Source organism: Leptolyngbya sp. CCNP1308, from assembly GCF_034932455.1.
Taxonomy (GTDB): domain Bacteria; phylum Cyanobacteriota; class Cyanobacteriia; order Phormidesmidales; family Phormidesmidaceae; genus Nodosilinea.
The window spans coordinates 1-23,872 of the sequence record NZ_JAYGIH010000110.1; the positions used below are offsets into that span (position 1 = coordinate 1).

17 protein-coding genes are annotated in these 23,872 nt (G+C 55.1%); 11 read left to right on the top strand and 6 right to left on the bottom strand.

The window, feature by feature from the left end:
* From VB780_RS28435 to VB780_RS28445, 3 genes are all read left to right on the top strand, one after another.
* Positions 1–1,262 (top strand): group II intron reverse transcriptase (locus tag VB780_RS28435; protein WP_323354563.1); only part of this gene is annotated, 1,262 nt, incomplete at its 5' end.
* 150 nt (positions 1,263–1,412) lie between these two features.
* Positions 1,413–1,766: a hypothetical protein gene (locus VB780_RS28440; RefSeq protein ID WP_323354564.1), complete on the top strand. Its 354-nt coding sequence runs from the start codon at positions 1,413–1,415 to the stop codon at positions 1,764–1,766.
* A complete protein-coding gene (locus VB780_RS28445; protein WP_323354565.1) occupies positions 1,696–3,129 on the top strand; it encodes a hypothetical protein in 1,434 nt (477 codons plus the stop codon). Before VB780_RS28440 ends, VB780_RS28445 begins: the two co-directional genes overlap by 71 nt.
* 191 nt (positions 3,130–3,320) lie before the next feature.
* Here VB780_RS28445 and VB780_RS28450 read toward each other — a convergent pair whose 3' ends face one another.
* The 6 genes from VB780_RS28450 to VB780_RS28475 form a co-directional block, all read right to left on the bottom strand.
* A complete protein-coding gene (locus tag VB780_RS28450) occupies positions 3,321–3,881 on the bottom strand; it encodes an effector-associated domain EAD1-containing protein (RefSeq protein WP_323354566.1) in 561 nt (186 codons plus the stop codon).
* A 176-nt stretch (positions 3,882–4,057) separates the two neighbouring features.
* The gene (locus tag VB780_RS28455; protein ID WP_323354567.1) at positions 4,058–5,866 is read right to left on the bottom strand and encodes a TIR domain-containing protein; all 1,809 of its coding nucleotides are present in this window, start codon (positions 5,864–5,866) and stop codon (positions 4,058–4,060) included.
* The gene (locus tag VB780_RS28460; RefSeq protein WP_323354568.1) at positions 5,863–7,386 is read right to left on the bottom strand and encodes a VWA domain-containing protein; all 1,524 of its coding nucleotides are present in this window, start codon (positions 7,384–7,386) and stop codon (positions 5,863–5,865) included. Before VB780_RS28460 ends, VB780_RS28455 begins: the two co-directional genes overlap by 4 nt.
* Positions 7,387–7,486: 100 nt before the next feature.
* On the bottom strand, positions 7,487–8,338 hold the full coding sequence (locus VB780_RS28465) for a MoxR family ATPase (RefSeq protein WP_323354569.1): 852 nt from the start codon (positions 8,336–8,338) through the stop codon (positions 7,487–7,489).
* Positions 8,339–8,435: 97 nt separating this feature from the next.
* Entirely contained in the window at positions 8,436–9,485 is a 1,050-nt protein-coding gene (locus VB780_RS28470; protein ID WP_323354570.1) for an effector-associated domain EAD1-containing protein, read from the bottom strand.
* A gap of 233 nt (positions 9,486–9,718) precedes the next feature.
* Complete coding sequence (locus VB780_RS28475; protein ID WP_323354571.1) at positions 9,719–10,009, bottom strand: hypothetical protein; 291 nt, start codon at positions 10,007–10,009, stop codon at positions 9,719–9,721.
* A gap of 418 nt (positions 10,010–10,427) precedes the next feature.
* On the opposite strand from VB780_RS28475, the gene VB780_RS28480 reads away from it, so the two are divergent.
* The 8 genes from VB780_RS28480 to VB780_RS28515 are packed head-to-tail and all read left to right on the top strand — an operon-like array spanning position 10,428 to position 23,780.
* Positions 10,428–11,069 (top strand): M23 family metallopeptidase, encoded by a 642-nt coding sequence (locus tag VB780_RS28480; protein WP_323354572.1) that lies wholly within the window; start codon positions 10,428–10,430, stop codon positions 11,067–11,069.
* An 11-nt stretch (positions 11,070–11,080) separates the two neighbouring features.
* A complete protein-coding gene (locus tag VB780_RS28485) occupies positions 11,081–11,599 on the top strand; it encodes a hypothetical protein (protein ID WP_323354573.1) in 519 nt (172 codons plus the stop codon).
* Positions 11,599–13,329 (top strand): type IV secretory system conjugative DNA transfer family protein, encoded by a 1,731-nt coding sequence (locus VB780_RS28490; RefSeq protein ID WP_323354574.1) that lies wholly within the window; start codon positions 11,599–11,601, stop codon positions 13,327–13,329. Before VB780_RS28485 ends, VB780_RS28490 begins: the two co-directional genes overlap by 1 nt.
* A 10-nt stretch (positions 13,330–13,339) precedes the next feature.
* A complete protein-coding gene (locus VB780_RS28495) occupies positions 13,340–13,747 on the top strand; it encodes a hypothetical protein (protein WP_323354575.1) in 408 nt (135 codons plus the stop codon).
* Positions 13,735–15,297: a hypothetical protein gene (locus VB780_RS28500; RefSeq protein ID WP_323354576.1), complete on the top strand. Its 1,563-nt coding sequence runs from the start codon at positions 13,735–13,737 to the stop codon at positions 15,295–15,297. Before VB780_RS28495 ends, VB780_RS28500 begins: the two co-directional genes overlap by 13 nt.
* Positions 15,298–15,299: 2 nt before the next feature.
* On the top strand, positions 15,300–21,983 hold the full coding sequence (locus VB780_RS28505) for a strawberry notch C-terminal domain-containing protein (RefSeq protein ID WP_323354577.1): 6,684 nt from the start codon (positions 15,300–15,302) through the stop codon (positions 21,981–21,983).
* Positions 21,980–22,282, top strand: coding sequence for a hypothetical protein (locus tag VB780_RS28510; RefSeq protein WP_323354578.1), 303 nt, complete (start codon positions 21,980–21,982; stop codon positions 22,280–22,282). The genes VB780_RS28505 and VB780_RS28510 overlap by 4 nt, the downstream gene beginning before the upstream one ends.
* Complete coding sequence (locus VB780_RS28515) at positions 22,254–23,780, top strand: bifunctional DNA primase/polymerase (RefSeq protein WP_323354579.1); 1,527 nt, start codon at positions 22,254–22,256, stop codon at positions 23,778–23,780. The genes VB780_RS28510 and VB780_RS28515 overlap by 29 nt, the downstream gene beginning before the upstream one ends.
* Positions 23,781–23,872: the final 92 nt, after the last annotated feature.

Sequence of the window (23,872 nt, forward strand, 5' to 3'; positions counted from 1 at the left end):
ATCAGAGCAAGTTGTTGGATAAGCTCGACACCTTTCCCAGCCTGAGGCGTCAGATTAAAGCCTGGCTCTCAGCGGGGGTAATTGAAGGGGCAAACTGGTTCCCCACGGAACGCGGAACGCCTCAAGGCGGTGTCATTTCTCCCTTGCTAGCCAACATTGCGTTGCATGGCATGGAGGCTTATCTCAAGCAGCAATATCCCCGGCATTCCCGCATCATTGACGGGAAACGCCGCGATATTCTGTCCCCCAAACTGGTTCGATATGCCGATGACTTTGTCGTTCTGCATGAAGACCTGAGCGTCATTCAGGGTTGCCTTGAGGCAATAACGATCTGGCTGCAAGACATGGGGCTGGTTATTCATCCGGAGAAGACGCGAATCACCCACACCTTGACTCCGGTTGAGGGGAATGTGGGATTCGATTTCCTGGGGTACCACTTTCAACAACATTCGGTGGGCCAGCATCGCGCTTCCCGCGTGATGCAAGGGAACTACCGGAGTGGTGCCGTTAGTCGCTCCCTAGGATTCAAGCTCTTTGTCACCCCCAGTCAGGACAGCCTCAAACGGCACATGGCCGCCGTGGGAGAGATCATCAAGCAGTATAGCCACGCGCCGCAAGCGGCCTTAATCCATGCCCTGAATCCTGTGATTCGGGGATGGGCGACCTACTTTGGCTACTTCAATGCTCGCTCCCAACTGGCGAAAGCCGACTTCCTCACTTACCAAAAGCTCCGCGCCTGGGCCGTGAACCGCTGCACCGGACGAGGAGCCCGAAAAGTGGCCGAAAAGTACTGGCAAATCAGAACCGAAGGACGATGGACGTTTGCCGCCAAGGACGTGGAGCTAACCCGTCATATCCGGCATCGCACCGCCGTCTACACGACTCTGAAGAACCAGAAATCTCCCTATGACGGGGATTGGGCTTATTGGTCACAGCGAATGGGGCGCTATCCCGGCATCTCCCCTCGGGTTGCCCGGCTGCTCCAGAAGCAAGGGGGTAAATGTGCGTTCTGCGGACTTCACATCACGTTCCATGACCTGGTCGAGGTTGACCACATCCAGCCGTTATCGCTAGGCGGTCAAGAGACCTTTGACAATCTCCAGTTGCTTCATGGCCACTGCCATGATCTCAAAACGGCAACGGACGGGTCGTGCTCAGCTTTCCTTGGGCCGAGTCAGTTCATTGAGGAGCCGGATGAGGGGAAACTCTCACGTCCGGTTTTGAAAGAGAGTTCATTGGAGCGATCCGATGTTCGACTCTAACCAAACTATTGCCCGCACACCGCTGATTATCATCATTGCCGTCACCGCTGGCGATGTGCTGACGACGCTAATCACCGGCTAGTTGTCGCTATGCGGCCATTTGATCGAGGGTGCAGCTCTTACCGTCCTTTCAGCATTACTGGGCTGCTTATGGCATCTAAATTTCGTCCCGTTAACTCCATCCTGGGGGCGCAACCCCGGTTAGGCCCCATCCCGGCAGATCAGATCATTCCCTGGTTCTGCATCACGGGGGTGTCCTACCTGCTGGGCCGAGGGTTCAGTCTCAGCTGGATTTCGATTGGATTCATTGCTGCCTGGGGCATGTCTACCTGGTGGATTCTCACCGGGGGACAGAGCTGGAAGTTCACCGCAAAATTTGTGCCGACTCCCACCTGGAGTCGCGGCTATGCCCGATATCTGAGGTTTATTCACGATGAAACAGACCATCGGCAAACACCGACTCAAGCTCGGCAGCCAATTCGTCAGCACATTGACGCCCTTTGAAGATGCGCTCAATCTCGCCGCCATGGTGCGAATTGAGATGCGGGGGCGTCAGTTAGGAGCCTACGTCCTCACGAAGGGCAAGAACCGCGAGCACCTCTGCTTTGTGTTTGGCTTCGACTGCCGGGGCATCCACAACACATTGACCGATGAACAGGTCAAGACGGTCTTTGACCAGCTGGAATCGGGACTGAAGGATTTACCCAACGGTGAGCGGCTAACGATTCACCTGGGGTCATTTTCGGCGGATTGTAAGCGACAGCAGGATCTAGCCCAGCTCACCCAGATCGCCCCCAACCAGGCTCTCAAGTTCTTACTCACCGCTGAACGCGCCCGAGTCCAACAACTCACCCAGCAGGGCTTACGCAAACCCAAGTTTCTGCGGCTGTACGTCACCTACACCGTCCAAACGGGCGCTGAAGGAGCCCAAGACATCATCGAGAAGGTGATCAGCCGGGGCGAAACCCTGTGGAAGTCGTTCACGGGGGAGCTGCGCCAGGCCAAGAACCAGCGGCTGCAAACGGTGATCACCAAGGCCTTTACCGACGGCTTTCTGCTTTGGGAGCAGGTGCTTTCGACCAAGATGGGGCTTTCGGTCAAACCCCTAGGTGAATCGGATCTATGGGCGCTGCTGTGGAACCGCTTTAACACCAGTGACCCCATCGACATCCCCCAGCTGATCATCCTGAATGCCGATGGCCTGCACGAGCAGGTAAACTCGGACATTCACAGCACCACGCTGCTGACTCGGGCCGGGGTGCCCACCGCCGGAAAAAACTGGGTCAAGGTCAAAGGGCAGTATGCTGCTCCCCTCACCTTCTTAGAAAAGCCCGGTGGCTGGGCCAGTGAATCGGCCCAACTCCGCTGCCTGTGGGAGATCCTCTCCCGCGAGACAGTGGCCGATACCGAAATCTTCTGCCAGCTAACTCGGGCTAACGAAACCCTGGTGAAAACCACCGTGCAGCGGATGCTGAAGCAGTCAAACCTGACAGCTACTTTGGCTGAAGACAGCCACTCGGTGGATGTGGCCGCTGAGCTGAAGATGAAGCGCTCGATTGAGGCCCAGGAAGAACTCTTCGAGGGGGCTCTGCCGATCCACACTGCCGTGGTGTTCTTGGTGCATCGCCCCGAACTGGAGCAGCTGGACGAAGCCTGTCGCTATATTCAGAGCTGCTTTCGCCGCCCGGCCTGGGTGGAGCGCGAGCAAGACTACGCCTGGAAAGTGTGGCTCCAGACCCTGCCGATTGTTTGGGAAGCGCTGATGGCGACTCCCTTTGGGCGGCGGCAGCTTTACCTGACCGGGGAAGCACCGGGGCTGATGCCGGTGGCCTGCCCTCGCACCATCGACACCGGGGCATCGAGCTGATCACCCGTAACAGTTAAATAACCGTCTACCCAGATTTAGTCAACCAGCACTGGGGGACGTTGGTGTTCGGCGAGATCCGCAGCGGCAAGTCAGTGCAGCCCTCGACACCATGGTGATGGGCACCGAGACCGATAACCAGTTGGGCAAGCGGGTTCAATCCGTGCTCTTGCAAGCACCATTTCTTATGTCATCTAGCAATGACTGTCGATCACGGATTGAAGAACGGCTTGAAGTTGATCAAGGCCACAGCCAATAGGGCTATCAGCCCAGTTGAGTAGGGCGGTGACACGATCTGCTTGAGCGGCTGAGATGGATGGCAGATTGCTCTGGGGGAGATTGAGGGCTGTGAGGCCAAAAAGTAACTCGTTAAATTGTGGAGATGGAAGAGCAGATAGCAGCTTACTAAGCTGGATTCGTGATTTAACGTCTGCCAGCGGATCTTGTAATTCTCCGCTTTGGTACTCGCTTGGGCTTTGACTATCTGAGAGACTAAATTGCTGCGCAAACTTCTGAAGTGAGGGATTTCTGGGGTTTTGCGCTATTGCGCCCTTAATAAGCTCTTCTGTACGACCTTGGGCTTCAGCCCAGCGAATCAGGCTAAAAATGATGCCAGAAAGATTTCCCTTGACTGTAATTGCCTCTAAATTTTCGTCAAGCTCAAAGCTCACCATCTGTGATAGCTCAGATTCGTTAATGAAAGCGTCAAGGAGCGCTTGGTGAAATTGCTTTCGTTGTGCCTGAGCTAATTTCATAGTGGATGAAACTTAATATAGCGGGATTCATAATTATGAGAGCATGCAGTGCTAGTTAAAACCTTGCCTTGTAGAGATTTCAGGCTCTTGAGTGTACCCCATAGTAATGCAACCCAACATAGCTCATTCACAGATGGTCAAAGCATATTCATTCTCCTAAGATGCTCAATTTCATCTTAAAAAGCCTTGCTGCGGAAAAGTTGGTTGCAGAGTTGCATCAGGACTTTGGGGCTGCCGCCGCTGGTGGCGATCAGGTCGGCAATCTCATTTTCGCTGAAACGCACAGCCGTGGTGGACAGTCGGGTAGTGATAAACTGGCGCACGCTTTCCGCCGACCAGGGCTGAATCGTTTCCTCCACACAGATGCCGTGGAGGGGCGACACCATACCATCGTCGTAGCCGTCGGGGAACAGTTGGTCAAGGGGGCGACGGGCGGCTAGCACCAGGCGCAAGGGAGCGTCTTTGCCTTCTGAGAGGCCGCGCAGTTGGTCGCGCACACGACGCGAGAACCCATCCTGCACCATACGCTCCACCTCATCCAAAATTAGCAGCAGGTGCTTGTTTCTCAGGGCTCGGTTGAGCTTGTTGCCGCGAGTGTCTTCGGCAATGCCCACCTTGGCGCAGAGTTCTTCGTAAAACTCGTCTTCGCTAAACAGCATCACCAGGTTGATGAAAATTGGCTCTCGCGGCGGGGTCAGCCGCCCTTGGGCCTGGCGAGCCACTTCCCGCAGCAGAGACGACTTGCCCAGGCTGCGATCGCCGATCAGCGCCACATTGCTGTCGCTATTGAGCACTTTAAAGATGCGATCAAGGGTGCGATCGCCGTTAAAAAACTGCTCGGCCTCATCCACCGCCCCGGTCAGTGGCAAAAACGGGTTCTGGGTCTGTACCCGGCCCGGAAAGCGCTTTTTGCTTGTGGGGACGTCATCGGCAACCTGAGCCAGATCGCGATTGGGGAAAGCAGGTCGCTTGCTGGGTCTGCCGTCTTGCTTCAGTGCAGCGGCAATGCCTTCTAAAATCACCCGCTCAGCCTCGACCTCGGTTCGGCCCACAATGTCGATATAGATAATCTGGCTCAGCAGCCCTGTGGGCTTGCACTCCCCTACCCGAATGGGGATTAGCCGACTGACTTGGGATTGCGGGTCTTGGCGAAAGGCGGCAGCCCACTCAGCCTGGGTGAAGTTGGCCTTGAGGTAGTTGTCAGAGAGGATGGCGATGGTGTGATCGCACTCAGTCACCCCCTGATTCATCTCCCTGACAAAGCTCTTGCCCGGCACAAAATCCCACGCCTGGAGATGAACTGTGTAGCCGTTCGCCTCCAAAATCCAAGCGATCCACTCAGCCCATGCCCCGTCGGGAGTGGTATGGCTGATAAAAAAGTCTTTTCTGACGTTACTACTCTGATGTCTTGGTGACGACTTACTTCTGGCTTTAGCGACCAATTTAGCTGATTCTTGCAAACCTTGTCGCATTACAACATACCAGGATCTATCTACTCCATGCTGAACCGAACGATCTTTTTCAGCCTCATTCAACCATTCTATTGCTTTCGATGGAGAAAGAATACTTAAAGCGGTTATCTGCTGCGCTCTTTTGAGCGTTAATCTGCTTTCCCAAGGAGAACAATAAGCAACATACTCCCATAATAGGCTAGCAATCTCACTAATGCGTTTCGATCCGTATTTGTCGAATAGTTTTTCAAGTAAATAGCATCTAGCTTTAGGTTCAATTTCAAAATTTTCTTCATCTATTTGATAACAGATAGATGACAGCAAAAAGTCAAACTCAATATCATAGGGTAATGACTCAGGTGGATCTAGAAAAAAGTTGATGCGAATTAGGTGAAGTAGTTCTGAATTAAGAACTACAGGCACAGCTGCGTGATAGGCTAAATGCAGCGCTGAATCTCCATACGCACTAAACTGCCTCTTGAAATCTTCTATTTGGTGCGCTCTCCATTCGTTAGACATAGCAACAATGGTCATATCGGTTTCTCAGTTGTGAATTGCTGTCCCCTTAGCACGTTGACAGACTGATACATTCCATCACGGTCTAGCGAAAACATGGGAATATGGCGGGATAGATATGCAGCAGTACTATTTGGCCAGTATCGTTGAGCAAGAGGGTTTATCCATACAAAATGGGGTGTATACCGCTTTAGACCTTTTAGGAAAGCTAAAGTGTCAAGTAATCGAGATATGCGATATTGCCCTCGTCCAGCTCCAGCATCACTGATAATTACAACCGATGCCCCTCTTGCTTGTTGATCAAGCACTTCTAGTAACGGTTTGAGGCGGAGCAAACTAGAATCAATATAAAGATTTCCTTCAATTAAAGGCGTAATCTGCGGCAAAATAGGGTCTAAAGACGGATATAAGGTATCTTCCAACAAGCCCAATACATCTTCCTCTGCTCCTTCTGCGGGTACATTGTGGAAATAGTAAAGAGCAGTTTCCTCAAAACGCCCTGCTTGTCGAATAGCAGTACAGACCTCGTCACAAAAACGATGAAAGGGAGTCATAGACCCCTGACGATCAACCAAAAGCAACAGGCGAGCCACATTACTGCGCCGAGGGCGCAGTACTACTGATGTCGCTACACCTGCTTTGCAACGTTGCTCAATTGTTCTTTCTAGATCTAGTTCAATGAGTGGCCCAGTTCGCACGGGTCGTCGTAATCGTCGCCAAGCTTGGGCAACTTCTCGATAGCTCAATGGAAACTGAGGTTCAAACAAGAAAGGACGTTCAGTAATTGTGACATCGCCCAGAAAGATAGGCGGTAGCCCCTGCTGGGCGCTGACTTTAGGAGTGTCTTCAGACTCTTCGGTTTCAGGCCGTTTATTTGTCTTTGTGTTTATATCTTCTAAAAACGCGATTGTCTTCTGGTCTTTCTCATCAAGTTGCCAAGCCTCTTCTAGTGGAGCTAATTGATTGAAGAGGGCTAACAACGTTTCTTGCTCTCGTAGAGATTTAGCCCATAGAGAAGCACATAGTTCTCCCAGTGCCGCTTGCGATGACCAACCAAAACCAGCTTGGAGGGCAAGTTTTAGAGCTTCGTAGTCTCCCAGACCTAAAGGAAAACCTCGACGCCTTAGGCGCTCGAACAACATCCAAAGAAAAGAAGGAATAGATGCTTGAGGTAGCTGATTATAACCTGTGTTAATACTTTCATTTAAGATGGTTAATTCTGTTCGATCAGTGTTTAATCGCAGCTTGCTTATATCTTTAGTACTATTTTTCTTAGGCGTCAAAGTTGAATTTTCATTATAATATTCAGCCTCTGTCTGGAAAAGTAAAGTAATGCCTTGACGTCCAACTACACATACTAAATCTCCAGGCGATAACGACTCAGCTTTTTCCATGCTATCCAATGGACGTGCGCGCCAGTAAGTGGCTGCGTATTTAATCAAACAAATACCGTTTTCTTCCTTTTCAATGACAATTCCTCGCGATGGCCCATGCTTTTCTGATGGCGCAAAAAACTCAATCTTAGAATTAGAATCCATGAAGATATTTTCTGTTACAAGTGCGGTTCTAGTAGGAAATCAGGTTGTCCGACTCACATTGTATTGCTAAAAATGCAGGAAAATTAAGGCAAGTAAAGTGCTAGATTTTAGGTAAAGATTCTATTGCTCGTTTACGATCACTTTCTTGCTTTAGCAAAGCGCCTAATTGCGGTAGCTTATCTAATTTGTCAGCAGGAGTATTCACTGCTTCCAGATATCCAACCCAATCTAGAAGTTCACTAAGACCAGGGCGCTTGCTCAAATCTAGACCTCGGAGTTTTAGAATAACTTCAATGGCCTTGTGACTAAGCTTTTCGTTCTTGATTTGCTGTGTTGCTAAAATCTGTTGTAACCGGGTTTCTGAATCTGGGAAGTGGATGTAGTGGAAAATGCATCGTCGCAGGAAAGCCGTTGGCAATGCCTTTTCTTCATTGTGTGTTACAAAAACGATTGGCCGTAAAGCTGGGTCGCTACCAACTGCATAATGTATCTCTGGTGCCTCGGTAACTCGAAACTCCAGTCGATCTAGTTCCCAGAGAAGATCGTTGGGAAAGTCAATATCTGCTTTATCAATCTCATCTATGAGCACGACTGAGCGTCGCCCATATTGGGCGCGGGCGATCGCGCGACCCAATGGGCCTAAGCGTATATATTTTTTGATGTCACGACTATCTCTACCCGCTTCTCCAAGTTGAGCATCATAAAGCCGGTTCACCGCGTCATAGGTATAGAGCAAATCTTGGGCTCGACTGGTTGACTTGATATAGCTTTCCTCTAACGGAAGACCCAAAGCATAGGCAACGGCATAGGCCAAGCAAGTTTTACCACAGCCTGGCTCACCTTGCAGTAGCAGAGGCCGTCCTAGAGCAATAGCAAGGTCAACGGCTTCTTTTAGGTTTGGGTCTGCCAGGTAAAACTCTTTGCTAAGCGCTTTAATAGGTGGATTAGACATTGGGACTGGTTCTACGGATGAATCTTCAATCTCCTTAGAGGGCGGGAGATTGTCGTAGTCAATGTCAGAAAATCGCTGTGATGTATCAACTAATCGCCTAGACATGGTACCCCCTGAGCTGAAGCTCGTTAACTAATTCTTGTAAAAAATCGTCAGCTACTCGGTGGTTTTGGAGTAGTTTCAAAGATAACTCAAGGCGCTCGTATACCTTCCAAATATCTAGCGATTGACAGGTTGGATCGCTGAAACAGTCTAAAACCATTCGGATTTTCCAATGTTCCCATGCATGTTCGGGCCATTCTAGAACCTTCGAGACTCTGATAACCCAGTCCTCAATGTGCATCTCCTTAAAGAGAGGAGGCTGAATATAGATAGGACCTTTGGGAAAAATTGTGGTCTTTCCCCCAAACATTACGACTATAAGGCGTCGGTTAATTTCTGTATTCTTAAACTCTTCAGATAGAGCTTGCCAAACTGAATCAGGTAGCGTAGAGCCTGGCTGAGAAATATGAATTGGTAGAGGGCAGATAACGTCATAGTCCTTCAATAAATCGCTCTTAAAGCCTCGAATTCTGGAGACCACTTGCTCTGCTGAAATATTGACATCAATAGCCAAGGGCTGGCGCTTTTTGGTAGCTTTTCGTCCCAAATTTTGCCTCAGTCGCTCACAGAAATATTCTTGAAACACTGTTTCTGAACAAGGAACAATTAAGCCAACCAAACCCTTCTTGCCATAAATAGCTTCTCGGCATTCCTCCATCAGCACATCCATGTCAAAATGACATGCCTCTGGAAATGACTGACGTTTAGGTTCCGCAGGAGTTGTAGGGAGAGGGGCCTGAACTTCAAAGTCTTCCTGAGGACGGTTTGTTACAGTAAGCTGCTGGTAGCGGGCGACGAAATGACATAGCTCAGGATTCTTCGGTCTTTCTCTTGAGGCGGCTTCTATCAGGTCTTTAAGGCGTCCGTATGCCTCACACCAGACAATCAACTTATAGACAATGCTCTGGCCAGTGGCTTCCCCTACGATCTGCCAGAGGTTCTCCCCCAACTCAAAATCCACAAGTATCACTAAGTCATCGACTTGCGGGAAGGCGCTGAGCAAAGCTTGAAAGAGCAGCTTGCGTAGGGGATTATCTAGTGTCATTCACGTTCAACAGGCTCTATGCAGGTTTCTGAGAGTCTCATACCCTTGATAGCAAATTTTCTTTCGTTAAACAGCCTTGTAAGTGAGGCTTGTCATGCTGATTTACATTTATCAAAATTAAATTATAGTTTAACTGCTTCCATGAGTCTGCTCATGCAAACTACACATGAGGCAATTCTCCCCTATAGAGCTAGAGGAGAATCACCTCAGTAATCACCCCAACTGTGGTGGCTCTAAAGGGCCGGCCTTTGACCATCGCGCCTCAGCAGACTAAACACCTCTCCCTGCTCCGGGGTAATCAAAATTCCTGACGGTGGGATCGTAATCAACTGGCTCCAGGCCGCCTGTTCCGCATAGGTCAACACATGAAGCAGGTTAATTGTCGCCCGCACCCCTTCCGGCGAGCCAATAACCAAATGGCGCAATCGCTCACGCCCCGGCTGGGCCTCAGGATTCGCCAGCGGTAGCGGACTGGTCGCCTCGCCCCGTCGGGCCAACGACACCAAATATGGCAAACACAACATAATCGGGATTCCTTCGATGAAACGATGGGTAGGAATCCCAAAAACTTGGCCGCTCCCAAACATATACCGTTCAGGGCGGCCACGAGTAACATAATACTCAGCCTCCGAGACTGGCTAGATCAGGCTTGGGGGTCAGCCACTGGTTGGAGGGCCTAATCTCCTTCCAGTGGCGCTCGACCAAATTTTTGGGAAGTTCAGACTGCACGCACACAGCCTTAGCTCAGTAATTTAGTCCAATCGCGCACCGGGCGCAAGTAAGAATTGTTACCGTTGCTCAAAACGTGGCGGGGGAGCATTAGCCGCCGCCAACGGCGGGGTTGAACCTACCGGTCGCCATCCCTTCGGCAATGCGTTCAAGGTAGCGGTATTAGACACCGATGAGGCCTCCGGCACCGCTGAAACCGGGCTGTATTTCCGCATGTGCGATCGCAACCTATTTGTGGACTTGGGTTGCACTCCCTACTTCGTCGGCCCTATTCCCTGGCTGCCGGTGCAGGAAGAAGGCATGGTCTTCTTGGGTCAAATCAAGGAAGGTCTTTCGACCACCGATTCAGCCGACGTTGCGGCGGCGAAAGGGATTGACCCGCAGACCGGCGAACCCAAACCCACGACAGCCCCAGCCCCAGCGACCAGGGCTTCAGGATCTCCTGGCACCGCTACTGGACGCTTTATTCACCCCGCACCGGGCTATGGCGTCACCAGTAGTTTTGGCTATCGCACCCATCCAATTCATGGCGATCGCCGTCTTCACAGCGGTACCGATTTCGGCACTCCCACCGGCACCATCATTCGAGCGACTGATGGCGGACAAGTCACCTTCGCGGGTATCAGTGGTTCCCTCACCAGCGGCTACGGCAGGCTCGTCATCATCAACCACGGCAACGGATTAGAGACCTACTACGGCCATCTGCAAGGCTTTTTTGTGCAAGCGGGCGACATCATCGCTCAAGGCGATCCGGTTGGTCGCGCCAACAGCAGCGGCTGGTCAACAGGGCCGCATTTGCATTTTGAGGTGCGCCAGAACGGCCAACCCCAGAACCCCATGAACTATCTCAGTTAAGGAGTTTAGCGATGAGACTTAACCGTACTATCTTCGCTGGTTTAGCAGTCCTCTGTCTCCTGCTTGTCGGTCTAATCTCTATCGTGGGCCTCAATTTGGCTCGGGCGTCAGACCCCATTCCAGAGGCGGTCTACGACTGCCTGCCCCCCCAGACCCAAGCCACCAAACTCTGGGGTCTGGTGGAGACCGCCTCCGGCAGCTATCTCCTAATCGGGGCCGGGGAAGGCGAGACCTACCAAGAAGTGCTGATTTACCTGGACGCTCAAGCCGCCTGCCGGTCGCTGCTACCGGAGGATGACCCGGTGATGAGTCACTACATTCCCCTGAACCTGGCCCGTGAGTTAGCCCTTCAGCGCTATACCCAGGTGCTGCAAGAACAGGGTGGGCGCGACGCCTACCAGCAGCAGTTGACCGAGTATCTGACGGCGGCACCCGACGGCACCCGCAGCCAGTTTCCTGAAGAATACCTCTGGGCGCTAGAGCAACTGGGCATTGAGCTGCCACCCAATAGCTATGAGGTGCTGCGCTGATGCGTTACTACACCGAACACCCCTCAATTCTGGGTCAGGTGGATTCCACCTCAACTCAGTCACTCTCTCAGCTGGTGACCTCACTCCAGTCTCGCCAAGGGCTCACCCTGCTCGGCTGTGTGGTGCTGATTGCCGCATTCTCGCTGATGAGCCAAGGCAAGAAGGGAAAGCTCGCCACCAGCCGCTTTGGTGGCAGCCTAGAGAAATCCGCCGCCCGCAAGCGTGCGGTACGGCAGATTCAGGAGCATAAACGCAATGCGGTTTCCCTCTATATCGGTAAGCCTACTCGCAAGAAAGACGTTAAGTCCCTCTATCTGCCCGACCTTCAGCGGGGCATCGCCGTCTGTGGTGGGCCAGGCTCTGGCAAAACCTTCAGCGTCATCGACCCGCTGATTCGCTCGGCTCTAGACCAGGGTCTACCGGTAGCCCTGTACGACTTTAAGTATCCGACCCAAAGTGCTCGCCATGCCGCCTACGCCGCCAAGCTGGGTTACGACGTGCGAGTGCTGGCCCCCGGCTTTCCCGAGTCCGAAGTGTGCAACCCCATCGACTTCCTTCGCAGCGAGTCCGATGCCGAGATGGCTCGGCAAATTGCCACGGTGCTGAACAAAAACTTTCGGCTGATGACCCAGAGCAGCGAGGATGGCTTTTTTGCTGCCGCTGGCGATCAGCTGACAGAGGCGCTGTTGATGCTGGCCAAGTCCACCCAGTATCCCGACATCATGACCGCCCAGGCGGTGCTCGGGCTGACTAACCTGGGCAACCGGGTGGCTGCCGCTCAAGGCATGAACAGCTGGATTCGAGTGTCTTTCAACCAGCTCATTGGGGTGAAAGATGCTGAGAAAACCGCTAGCGGCATTGTGGGCAGCGCCAGCGAGACCTTTACCCGCTTTATGAAAGAAGGGGTGCTGGGGGCCTTCTGTGGTCAAACCTCTATCCCCCTCGATTTAACTGGTAAGCAGCTGCTGATTCTGGGGATGGATCGGGAGCGACGGGACGTGGTGGGGCCGCTGGTAGCCACGGTGCTGCACATGCTGGTCACCCGCAATGTGGCCCAGCGTCGGCACGATCCGCTGATTGTCGCCATTGACGAATTGCCTACTCTTTACTTACCCACCCTGGTGCAGTGGCTCAACGAAAACCGGGAGGACGGGCTGGCGGTCATTCTCGGTTTCCAAAACCTGGTGCAGCTGGAGAAAACCTACGGTCGTGAACTAGCCCGCGCCATCTTGGGAGCCTGTGCCACCAAAGCGGTCTTCAACCCCCAAGAATACGAAGCCGCCCGCATGTTCTCAGACTTTCTGGGGGATGAAGAAATTCAGCACAAGCAAAAGTCGCGCAATCGTGGCGGGGGCAAATCCAGTACCACCATCTCCGACCAGGAGCGCACCCGCAAGCTCTTTGAACCCAGTCAGTTTCTGCGCTTGCCGCCGGGGAAATGCATTTTGATCAACCCCGGCTTTACCTCCCGTGGGGAAGCGGCGATTCCCATCCAGCAGGCGATCAAGATTCCCAAGGCCGATATTCAGGCCAGTGAGGGGAGCGAAGCCCTGTGGGCCAAGATCCATGCTCGCCTAGTGCGTCGCAGCCCGCAGCGGATGCCTACTGCTGCCGATTTAGAAAAACGACGACAGATGGTGGAAGCGATGCTGCCAGAGCCTCAAGCCCCGGTCAACTCGGCCTACCCCGACCCCGCTGGCCTGATCGATAAATACAGCAGTTTGCTCTAGGAGAAAACCCATGACAGCAACGATTCAATCAATGCAATCTCCCGATCTCATGCTGGCCCAAACTCTGCGGGCAAAGCTGCCGGTGGATACGGTCACCGCACTATTGGCTTACCCCAACGTCGCCGCTGATCTGGCGTTGGTGCTCGATCAGCCGCCCCTGGGTGCTGACTATGTGCCCCGTGAGATTGAGGTGCTGTACGACGATGTGACGGTGTTTCATTGGCGGGATGGCCGGATTCATGCCCAGTGCGCCGATGTGGATATCGACTACACGCCAACCCTGGTGGAGTGGCTGATCGATGGCGACACCGCCTACTTTTCGGTTCAAGGGCTGGAGGTGATTAACCGCATCACCATCATGCCCCTGATGGAGTTAGAAGGACTAGACCCCCTAAAGGAGGAACCATGCAAGCCGTAGTGAATCCCGGAGAAGCGAAACAAATCGAGCAGGACTATGCTCACACTACCCTGGCCTCTAGCGAAATGGCAGCGGCCACGGCTCAATCAACCGCCGAGGCTGTACAGGCATTTATCCAAATGCTGCGCGAGCGGCTACAGGCGGCTCGACAAAAGGAACAAGATCCCCAGGATGCTCAGCCCGAGGATGTTGTGGATCTGCCTCCAGCTGTCGCTGAGCCCATTGAGATCAAGATGGGTCGCGAGATAGTTTACCGAGAAGGCTATGCCGATAAAGACCCTGTCAACAAGCTCAATGCAAATACACTGAAGCTGCTCCAGGCTGCGGTAGATGCGCCTCCGCAGGCAGGGGCTGAGGCAACCACCGGGGCCAAAGGGACAATCAACATCAAGGCCGGAGATGAGCTGGTCTACCGGATGAGTAAGGGGGCGGTTGAGACCAACCGGCTAGAGCCTGATTCGACTAATCAGGCGGAAGTGTCTTCCCCTGGGGTCGTACAGGAGGAGGCAACAGAGGAAGTTCCTCAACTGGTTGATGAGGCTGTGGCCTCTATCCCTTTGCCTGCCTCCCCCATAAAGGCAGCGACGGAACTCGAGGTTTCCCCACCTAAGGAAACTCCGGCACTTGTAAGGACTGTGGAAGCAGAGCGGCAAACATCTGCAAGTCAGCCTGCGCCCACCCGAGTTGCAGCTCAGCCTCTGGCTATGGCCTCACCCAAGGTGGTCTCCATCCTCGACGTGATGGAGCGCCAGAATCAGCAGGTGGTGGAAAAAGCCACCCAGAAATGGATGCAGCAGACCACTCGGGTGATGCAGCGCTCGTCCCAGCAGTTAACCGAACGGGTAGTGGCCCTGGCGGCGAATATCCGTAGTCGGCAGGTTGCCTCCACAGCGGTAGACTTGCTCCAAAAGTACGGTACCGCCTACAGCCCTGGTCGAGGCTTCTATGTGGCTGAGAACTACGTGGTCAGCTCTAAGGGTCGCATGGTCACCGTCTCAGACCGCGAAGGCATCGAGTTGATGACGGCCCGCAAAACCCGTTGGGGTCTAGACATCCTCAAAAACGATATGGTGGCGTCCCAAGAGGCCGACTTTATGAAAGCCCGCCAGCAGATCCAGATTCAGGGGATTGATGGGTTGTCACCAGAGCCTCCTATGCGGGTGCGGCAGTTGGGCAATCTTGCGCCAGCGGGCGACATGGGCATCACCCGCGATCTCACTGCCCTGGCTCTGGCGAAAACCGCTCGCAAACTGCTCGATGTCACTGGCAGCCGCCCCAACGTACAGGGCAAGCGAGTCTTCCAAGGGGGCAGCCAGTACCGCATTGAGGAGACCCCCAACAGCCTGAAAATTCAGGCGGGAGAGCGGGGTCAGATTCTCAGCATTGACAACGGCAAAATCAGGTCTGATCTCACGTCTAAGGATGTGGCCTATTTCCGGTTCATTGACCGGGAACTCAGCCAGGACTTGCAGATGCACCAACCGGCGACAGTGACGCCCCTGAACAGCCGACAACGCAGCCGGGCCGTGGGCATGGCCATGGGTGAGTAGGAATGGCAAATGAGGCCCAACAGCAGATGGTAAACCACTTCACCGCCCACTTTCTGGGGGGTGAAGGGTTTACGACAATTACCGCTGCCCGACAACAGGCGGCGCTGGTGTTGGGCACACCGGTCAACCCCGGCACAGCGCTGGCGAAGCAAGTGGATGAAGCGGTGGAGGGGGCGGTGGTGCGAGCGGCCCAGGGGATTCTTAAAGCCTCGGCGACAACTCACGACACCTATGATCGGCTGGTCGATTTACATGATCGCCAGCCAGCCCTGAATGTCCGCTCCTCCACCAGCGTGTTGCAGCAAGCCTACAGTACGCCGATTCCCCTCGCGTTTCTGGCCTCTACCTTGGCGGGCATTACCCCCGAGGCCACCGTCTACGAACCCTCGGCTGGCCATGGCGCATTGCTGGTGGGAACTGACCCCACCCAGGTCACCGTCAATGAACTCAATCCAGACCGTGCCGCTGACCTGCGGGCTCAGGGGTACCGCGTCACGGAGCATGACGCAGCGGAGTATCAGCCGGAACGCCTGCATGACGTGGTGATTGCTAACCCTCCCTTTGGGGCGGTGCGGGACGTGCAGGGGCAGCGTAAACGGTTCAAGTTACCAGGTAACTTGCGGGGGACGACTCAGATTGATCAGGCGATCTCGTTTCAATCTCTAGGAGCGATGAAGGACGATGGTCGCGCCGTTCTGATCCTGGGCGGCAAGCTGGGAGTGGATGAAGAGCTACGGTCTGAGCGCTACAACACCCTGGAAAGTCGAGGCTTCTTTTATGCCCTGTATCAGCAGTACACCGTTACCCAGCACATTTCCATTTGGGGTGACCTGTACCGCAAGCAAGGCGCGGGTTTTCCGATTGATCTGATTGTGATTGAAGGTCGGGGACGGTCTGAACGCCCGTTACCTGCCGCTGATGTCCCGGTTATCTACAAGTCGTTTGCTGAACTTAAGGAGTTGATTCCCCATGAACCTACCCACCACGCCCGTTTCACCCTGGACGTACCCGTTCATGAGCAGCCAGTATCCCAGCTTTCCCAACCTCTGGACGCTGGAGGGCCTGGGAACGCTATTCATCGTCAAAGTGCCACCAGCGATAGAGCAGCTGAGCAAATCGACTTACCTACAGCTGATTCAAACTCGGTTGGACAGAATGATTCAGACCTCCGTCTCGGAAACCTCCCAAATCGAGACGCAACAAGGGCTGGCCACCACCCTCAGCGAATTGGACTGGGCTCAGGAGATTCCGATACTGGAGCCGGACGACGACCCAGACTTCGCTCTAGAGTATTGGCGGCAGCAGTGGGCAGAGACCTTGATTCGGAGCAACTGGCGGTTTCAGGAACGACTCGGCTATTACGGGGGGATCTTTCCGGTAACGCCCGTCACCCCCAGCTATCCGGACTATCTGGATTGGATCAGCCTGCACGACGAGACCACGCTAGAGGCGTGGCTGACCGAACTGAGCCTATAGAACCTCACTCGGAAATCACCATGAATACTCCTCTTTCAACCGGCGAGGCTGTGGCTCCGCTGGCAGACACTTACGATGTCCAGCCCCGGCAGGTGGCCTATGTGCCCAAGAGCAAGGGCTTTTCAACTCAGACTCTAATTCCCTTCAACATGGCCAGTGCGGCCCAGCAGGCATTGGAGCGATTCCAGCAGCAGCACGGCGACATCGACGAGTACCTGGCTACCCGCCTGGGCTATGGGTCTGTTTCTGAACTGCACGGCTACTTCAGCGCTGAACAGGTGGACGCTTCGGCCCTGGCGATCAGCAACATTGAGCGGGGGGCGGGGTTCATCACGGGCGACCAGACCGGCATCGGCAAGGGCCGCATCTGTGCCAGCATCATGCGTTACGCCCAGCAGCAGGGCAAGATTGCGCTGTTCGTCACCAAGGACAAACCGCTCTACGCCGACATGATGCGGGATGTGGGGGATATCGGGATGCGGCGGTTTACGCCCTTCATTACCGATAGCGGCACCGAGATTCCCTTGGCCAATGGCGCGGCATTGAAGACCGCTGGGGCCGCCAAGCAGCAGGCGGAAATGCAGGGGATGATTCAGCAGGGCAATCTGGGCCGCTACAGTGCCGTGTTTACCACCTACAGCCAGCTTCAGACGGTGGGAAAGAAAGAACCTCTGCGCCGCACCTTCCTGAGGCGGATGGCTCCCAATGCCATCTTGATTCTCGATGAGGCCCACCAGGCGGGGGGTAGCAAGGGAGGGTGGAAAGAGGCAGGGCCACCGGATCGGGCGGATTTTGTGCGGGAGTTGATCGACCTGTCGTCCGGGGTGTTTTATTCCTCGGCCACTTACGCCAAACGTGCCGATGTGATGGATCTCTACGCCCGGCGCACCGACCTGAGGCTGGGGGTGAGTAGCATGACGGCGCTGGAGAACATCCTGACGCGGGGTGGGGTGCCACTTCAGCAGATTGTCGCCAGTAAGTTTGTCGCCTCGGGGCAGATGCTGCGGCGGGAGCGCTCCTATGAGGGGATTTCGTTTCAGGCTAAGACCGTGCCGGTGGATCGGGAGGTAGCGGACGACTTCTCGGCAGCGATGCGGGCCATTAAGGATTTTGACCGGGCCAAGCAGAAGGCGGTCAAGGCGATCAGTAATGAGGCCAAGGCGGAAGCGAAGGCCCTGAAGCAGGATGGGGCGATTGGCGAGGTAGGAGCCAGGAGTACCAACTTCACCTCGCTGATGCATAACTGCATTGAGCAGGGATTGCTGGCCCAAAAGGCGGATGCGACGGTGGAGGAAGCCATTGCGGCGCTGAACCGAGGTGAAAAGCCCGTAATTACGGTGGCTAACACCATGGGCAGCTTCATTGAGGCCTATGCCGAGTCTCAGGACTTGTCGCCGGGGGATGTGATGAGCCTCTCCTTTGGGGATCTACTGGAACGGTATTTGGAGCGATCCAGGGACGTGGTGGTGACAGACTACCGGGGCCACTCCACTCGGCTACGCCTCAGCGATGATCAACTCGGAGCCGATGCCGTTCTGGCCTACGAGGAAGCCTTGGACTGTATTCGCGAGTCCGACTTCAGCGGCATTCCCATTAGCCCGATTGACTACATTGAGCAGCAGTTAGAGCGCTCTGGCTACCAGGTTACCGAAGTCACTGGGCGAACGGCGGGCATTGAGTATGGGGCCGATGGATCCATGGCCTACAAGGTGCGGCTGGGGGAGGAAACCACAGCCAAGGGCAGGATCGATGCGGTGGCCCGCTTCAACGCCGGGGATGCGGACGTCATTCTGCTCAACTGCTCGGGCTCGACCGGCATCTCGCTGCACGCCTCGGAGAAGTTTGCTGACCAGCGGCCTCGACACATGATTGTGGCCCAGGCCGAGCGGGACATCAACGTATTTATGCAGATGCTGGGACGGGTGCATCGCACGGGGCAGGTGGCGCTACCGGCTTACACGCTGCTGATGGGGGATTTGCCAGCGGAAAAACGACCGGGGGCAATTCTCTGTCGCAAGATGGCGAGTCTGAATGCCAACACCACGGCAGCGAGAGAGACGGATATTTCCCTCAACACCGTGGTGGATTTTATGAATCCCTACGGCGAGCAGGTGGTGACGGAGCTATTGGCGGATGACCCCGAACTGAATGCCAAGCTAGATTTTCCTGCTGCCAAGGCCGAAAACGATGCCTCGGATATTGCCCTAATCAAGAGGGTGACGGGTCGGATTCCGCTGTTGCCCATTGCTGAACAAGAGGCGGTCTACAGCCTGATCGAGTCGGAGTACTGCGACCTGGTGGATCAGGCCAGGGCGATGGGGGAGAACATTCTGGAGGCAGATCAGCTAGATTTGGACGCTCGGCCCTTGGCGCGGATGGAAGTGATGGCCGATGACAGTGAGACCGCGAGCGAGTTCACGGGGCCAGTGTATCTGGAGCTGGTGGAGGCCAAGAGTGAGAGCAAGCCGCTGACCCAGCTTCAAGCGATCAATGTGGTGCGGGAGTCGGTGGGGTTGGCAGAGGTGAATTCGGTAGAAGCCCACGACTCAGATACTCTGGCCACCCAGGCGAGGCAGCAGGTGGCGGTGACCATTACCGAGTTGGAAACGCAGACGAACCAGTATCGGCAGGCGGCAGTGGCCCAAAAGCAAGACAGCAAGGCGATTGAGAAGCTGAATGACCGCATTGAGCAGCAGTTCACGCATGTCTCCAGTGTGCTAGAAACCTTTGTACCAGGGACACCACTGCGGTTGGTGACTCCGGCCAGTAAGACGATTCTCTATGGCGTGGTTGCCGGGGCCGATGCCAAGAAGCGAGCCGGAAGTCCAGCGGCACCGAACCGTTGGAAACTCAGAATTCTGGTGGCGGATTCGGCGCGACAGATTACGGTGCCTCTTTCCAAGTTCAACACGGGGAGAAGCGGATCACTCGATGCCACGGTGCAAACCGAGGACTGGTTCGGCAATAGCGTGTACTCGCTATTCGACATGCAGCAGGAGGCAGGGCGGGTCAACCGGCAGATTTTCACCGGCAACCTGATCAAGGCCTTTGAGAAATATTCCAACGGCAAGCTGGTGAACTACACCGACTACCGGGGCGAAGTGTGCCAGGGGCTGATCATGCCCAAGGGCTTCGATATTGAGTCGGAGCTGACCAAGGAGCCGGTGGCGTTCAAAGAACCGCAGCAAGTGTTTCGGTTTCTCACAGATTTGACCAACCGGCAGGGGACGGTGAAGACCCTCGATGAGTTGTTGCTGCTGAAGCCCCAGCAGGCGGGGGAGGGGTTCATCCTGCAAGCGCCGAAATCGAAGGAGTCGGGTGGGCGCTATTACCTGGATGAGGAGCTGATTGCGGCGGCGGGGTCAGATTTTTATTCAGTAGCAGACCGTATGGAAGTCGTCATTCCTCCAGAACGGCTGGAGCGGGTGCTAGGAGTCGTGATGCACCAGCGGAACTACACCCTGGCAGCCTTTGAATTCAAGGAAGTGGCGCGGCAATTGATGGGGGTAAAGTTGCCGACGCTGGAGAAGGTGGAGGTGGAAGCGGTGAAGCCCCCGGTTGTTTCTCAGCCGGTTGTGCCTGCGATCACAAATCAGCCCAGCCCAGAGCCAGCCGTGGAAAGGCCTGCGGTCGAAACTCCGGTGTCCCCACCCGCACCCAATCAGCCCCCGATGGGCCAACTGGAGAAGCGGATTCTACGCTTTTTGAGGAATGCAGGGATTGAGCAGGACGTAATGACCTCCCAAGAGTTTCACCTGCGGATCGAGAATGAGCCGTTTATTCCCTTGGTGGTGGAGCGACAGGGGGATGAGCTGTACCTGACCCACTACTTGACTCAGAACGGGGATATGTTCATCGACTCGGAGATGGTGTTTCAGGTACGGGGGGAGGAGCACATCGAGTTTAAGGAAACGGCGGTGCAGAGTCTGCGGGGTGGGGAGTCGCGGCTACCCGATCGCGCCTTCGCTCAGATTTTCTCCAAGAATATTGTGCAGCAGGGGTTTGCGGAAGCGGCTAAGGCCCAGATTCAGGTGCAGGCAGAGCCCGAAGTAGAGGTGGTGTCCCCGCAAGAACCGGAGGATGAGCGATCGCAGATGCCCAGTGATATGCGGCAATATTTGGAGGTGAAAGACCAGTATCCTGATGCGATCGTGCTGGTGAAGTCGCCGGATCAGCGGTTTTTTGAGGCCTTTTTTGAAGGCGCTCGGCCCTTGATCGAGCATCTGGAGATGATTGGCACCAGCATGGAGTCTGGGGTGAAGGAACTCGGGCGGGTACGAGTGGCAGGGTTCCCGGTGCGGAGTTTGCACAAGTACTTGGACAGGTTGACCCGGCAGGGGGAGGTGGTGATTGCGGAGGGGGAGGGGGCGATCGCCCTTCACCCCCACCAGCCGCCCGAACCAACCCTAGAAGAATCTGCCCCAATTCCTGTTGAACCCATTCCCCTGCCCCAGGCTTCAGCAGCAGCGGTTGAAGAACCTGAATTCCAGGTACAAAGCCTATTTGACCTCGCCCCGTTCAACGGGGCGCACCAAAATGGCCATCGGGAGAGCCATGCTGCCGATCCAGCCTGGACTGCTCCAGTGGAAGACCTTCAACCAACTGCGCCATTGTCAGAGGTGACCGTAGATCCGCCGATACCCCCGTTGTCTAGCTCCACGGTTCAAGCAGTAGCTGACCAGGGGCAACAGGCCAACGATGCAGCGACCGAGGCAGCAAAACCCTTGCCAGGGCCAGCTTTAGAGACTTTGCGGGACTGGTACCGCGCTGCCCGCGATTTGGGCCACGACCCGCTGCACCTAGAACAGATCAAGCAGTTAGGCCTCTCAGCCAAACAAGCCAATGGCAACGGTTTCGGCCTCGCGCCAAACCTACAGCAGACGATGGCTCAAGATCTGGCCCAATATCAGGCGTTGCAGCAGCGGGGAGAATACGTGGCCCAAGCTTCTAAAAAAATCTTGTCGGTAATCGGGCAGACCCGAGGCCCCCATACCCAGTTTCGCGGCAAAGTCTACGAACTAAAGCAGACCGCTGACCGGCTGACCGTCCGCCGGGTGACGCCTCAACCCCAGACCATTTTGGAAATGGCCCAGGGGAAAATTCAGCGCACGGTGGTGACGGCTGAAGACTGCCAGCGGTTTCAGCGATTTGTGCAGCGCCTAGAATCAGACCGTGTGCCCACCCCGACCTCAGCAGGACTTGAGCGATGATGACCCTGGCCCCCTTACCCGCCGATTACCGCCCCCAGTCCATCGTGATTTTGTGCGATGGGCAAAAGGCCGTGCATGTGGAGGGCAACGAAATGCAGCTCGATGTGGAGTGGACGGCGGAGCGCGAACCCGAGCGCCTGGAAATGTTTTGGGATGGGGTGTTGGTCTATGCCCTGGTGAACCAGCAGCTCACAGTCAACCGTCTGGAACTGGTCACTGGCACTGTCCACCCCATGGAATGGATCTTTCAAACCCCAGCGGGTCAAGCCGATGAACCCAGCCCTTTGCGCCACGTTTGATTGGCTGAGATCGCAGGAGCTGCCACCGCTGCCCGTTGCCCCAGCCCAAAACCCGATGCGCTACCCGGCCCGCGATCGCGGCGGCAGCCTGAGACGCGACAAAGAGGGGGCTCTGGTGCCCGCCTTCACCGGCAAGAACCCCAGCTATTTGGATGACCGTGGAATTCCTCATCTGATTCGGCATACCCAGTATCAGAATCGGATACCTGCTCAGATAGAGATTCAGACTTGGTTCGCCAACCCCGATAACGGCATTGGCACCCTGGGCGGCTGGCACAATATCGTTTGGGTCGATGTGGATGTGAAGCAGTTTGAATCGCAGCAGGCCTGCGACCAGCGGATCGCTGATTGGCTGAGCCAACACCCGCTCTTACAGCAGACCTTTAGTGAACGCACCCACAGCGGCGGTTGGCGGCTAGCAGTGCGAGTCCACGAAAAGAGCTTTACCAATTTCTCGTTGGATGGGGTGGGCGGCCACCACATGGGGGAGGCTCTGGGGCAAGGGCGCTTCACGGTGCTCTCGCCGACAGTTGGCCCAAGTGGGAACGCCTATATCAACGTGCAGCGGGTGCCGCCGGTTTGGGTAGAGCGGTTGGGTGCGATCGGGCTGTACCCGGTGAGTGGTCGAAGAGAGCAGAGCCCATCGCGCCAGTCTCGACTTCGAATCCAGTCTCAGCCTCCTCAACCAGGAGTTTTGCGGTTGGAGGATCTGGCTACGGCGAAGGCTCAGGCAGTGCTGCATGGGGATAGTCCGTTGGAATCGCGATCGCACTCGCTGACCTATGCCCTGCGAGAGTTCTATGGCTGGGAGAACTGGGCTGCCCAGAACCGGGTGCTAATGAGCGGCAATGCCGAGGAGTTGGCACGAGCGGCGGGGGCTGCTTTGGGAATTGACGCGGAGCGGGTTGAGCGAATTATGAAGAGTGTTGCTGATCCAGCCAGTTGCACCCCGGCGGCGGTTTTTGCGGGAGGCGAGACCAGCGCCTGGAAGCGCGTGTGGAAGCTAGACCGAGGAGTCTATCAAGAGCTGTGCCCTGACAGTATCCAGCAGTCTATCCAGGCTACTGCCAGGGAGAACCATCACGTTCTGACTGTGGGCAAACCTCAAAAGCGGCAAAGTACTGGCATCCAGGCCTCAGCAGTCCATCAGCCTGCAATCTCAGCGGCTCAGATCCAAACGTTTGTGCGCCAGACCCGAGAAATTCTGGCTCATGCCCACCATCTAGGACAAAGAAAAGTGACTGGAGATGGCTCGGCAGTAGAGCCCAAATTGCGGGTGCAGGGGCAAATCTATCGAATAGACGCTGAGGGGCAGCATCTGACTGTACAGGCCCGTGGCCGGGGCACTATTTTGCAGGCTCAGGGGGATAGGGTCACTTTGGAATGCTTGACTAGGGATGATCTGAGTCGTTTTCACGCTGAGGTTTCGCGGCTTCAATATGGCCATCGGTTGCTTGGAGTAATAAAGGCCACCTCGTCCTCCTGTCAAGAGCGATAATTTTGACGCGGCTACGATTTGGGTGTGCCATGAAAGTTTGGCATGGTTGGGTCTGGGCTAAGCCAAAAGTACTTGATTAAGGCCTCGCCCTC

Bases quoted from the DNA above. Each gene is read 5' to 3' on its own strand.
- VB780_RS28445 (WP_323354565.1), top strand. From the start codon at position 1,696: ATGAAACAGACCATCGGCAAACACCGACTCAAGCTCGGCAGCCAATTC.
- VB780_RS28485 (WP_323354573.1), top strand. From the start codon at position 11,081: ATGAGACTTAACCGTACTATCTTCGCTGGTTTAGCAGTCCTCTGTCTC.
- VB780_RS28495 (WP_323354575.1), top strand. From the start codon at position 13,340: ATGACAGCAACGATTCAATCAATGCAATCTCCCGATCTCATGCTGGCC.
- VB780_RS28440 (WP_323354564.1), top strand. From the start codon at position 1,413: ATGGCATCTAAATTTCGTCCCGTTAACTCCATCCTGGGGGCGCAACCC.
- VB780_RS28455 (WP_323354567.1), bottom strand. From the start codon at position 5,866: ATGACCATTGTTGCTATGTCTAACGAATGGAGAGCGCACCAAATAGAA.
- VB780_RS28515 (WP_323354579.1), top strand. From the start codon at position 22,254: ATGAACCCAGCCCTTTGCGCCACGTTTGATTGGCTGAGATCGCAGGAG.
- VB780_RS28450 (WP_323354566.1), bottom strand. From the start codon at position 3,881: ATGAAATTAGCTCAGGCACAACGAAAGCAATTTCACCAAGCGCTCCTT.
- VB780_RS28475 (WP_323354571.1), bottom strand. From the start codon at position 10,009: ATGTTGTGTTTGCCATATTTGGTGTCGTTGGCCCGACGGGGCGAGGCG.
- VB780_RS28470 (WP_323354570.1), bottom strand. From the start codon at position 9,485: ATGACACTAGATAATCCCCTACGCAAGCTGCTCTTTCAAGCTTTGCTC.
- VB780_RS28490 (WP_323354574.1), top strand. From the start codon at position 11,599: ATGCGTTACTACACCGAACACCCCTCAATTCTGGGTCAGGTGGATTCC.
- VB780_RS28505 (WP_323354577.1), top strand. From the start codon at position 15,300: ATGGCAAATGAGGCCCAACAGCAGATGGTAAACCACTTCACCGCCCAC.
- VB780_RS28480 (WP_323354572.1), top strand. From the start codon at position 10,428: ATGTGCGATCGCAACCTATTTGTGGACTTGGGTTGCACTCCCTACTTC.
- VB780_RS28510 (WP_323354578.1), top strand. From the start codon at position 21,980: ATGATGACCCTGGCCCCCTTACCCGCCGATTACCGCCCCCAGTCCATC.
- VB780_RS28500 (WP_323354576.1), top strand. From the start codon at position 13,735: ATGCAAGCCGTAGTGAATCCCGGAGAAGCGAAACAAATCGAGCAGGAC.
- VB780_RS28465 (WP_323354569.1), bottom strand. From the start codon at position 8,338: ATGTCTAATCCACCTATTAAAGCGCTTAGCAAAGAGTTTTACCTGGCA.
- VB780_RS28460 (WP_323354568.1), bottom strand. From the start codon at position 7,386: ATGGATTCTAATTCTAAGATTGAGTTTTTTGCGCCATCAGAAAAGCAT.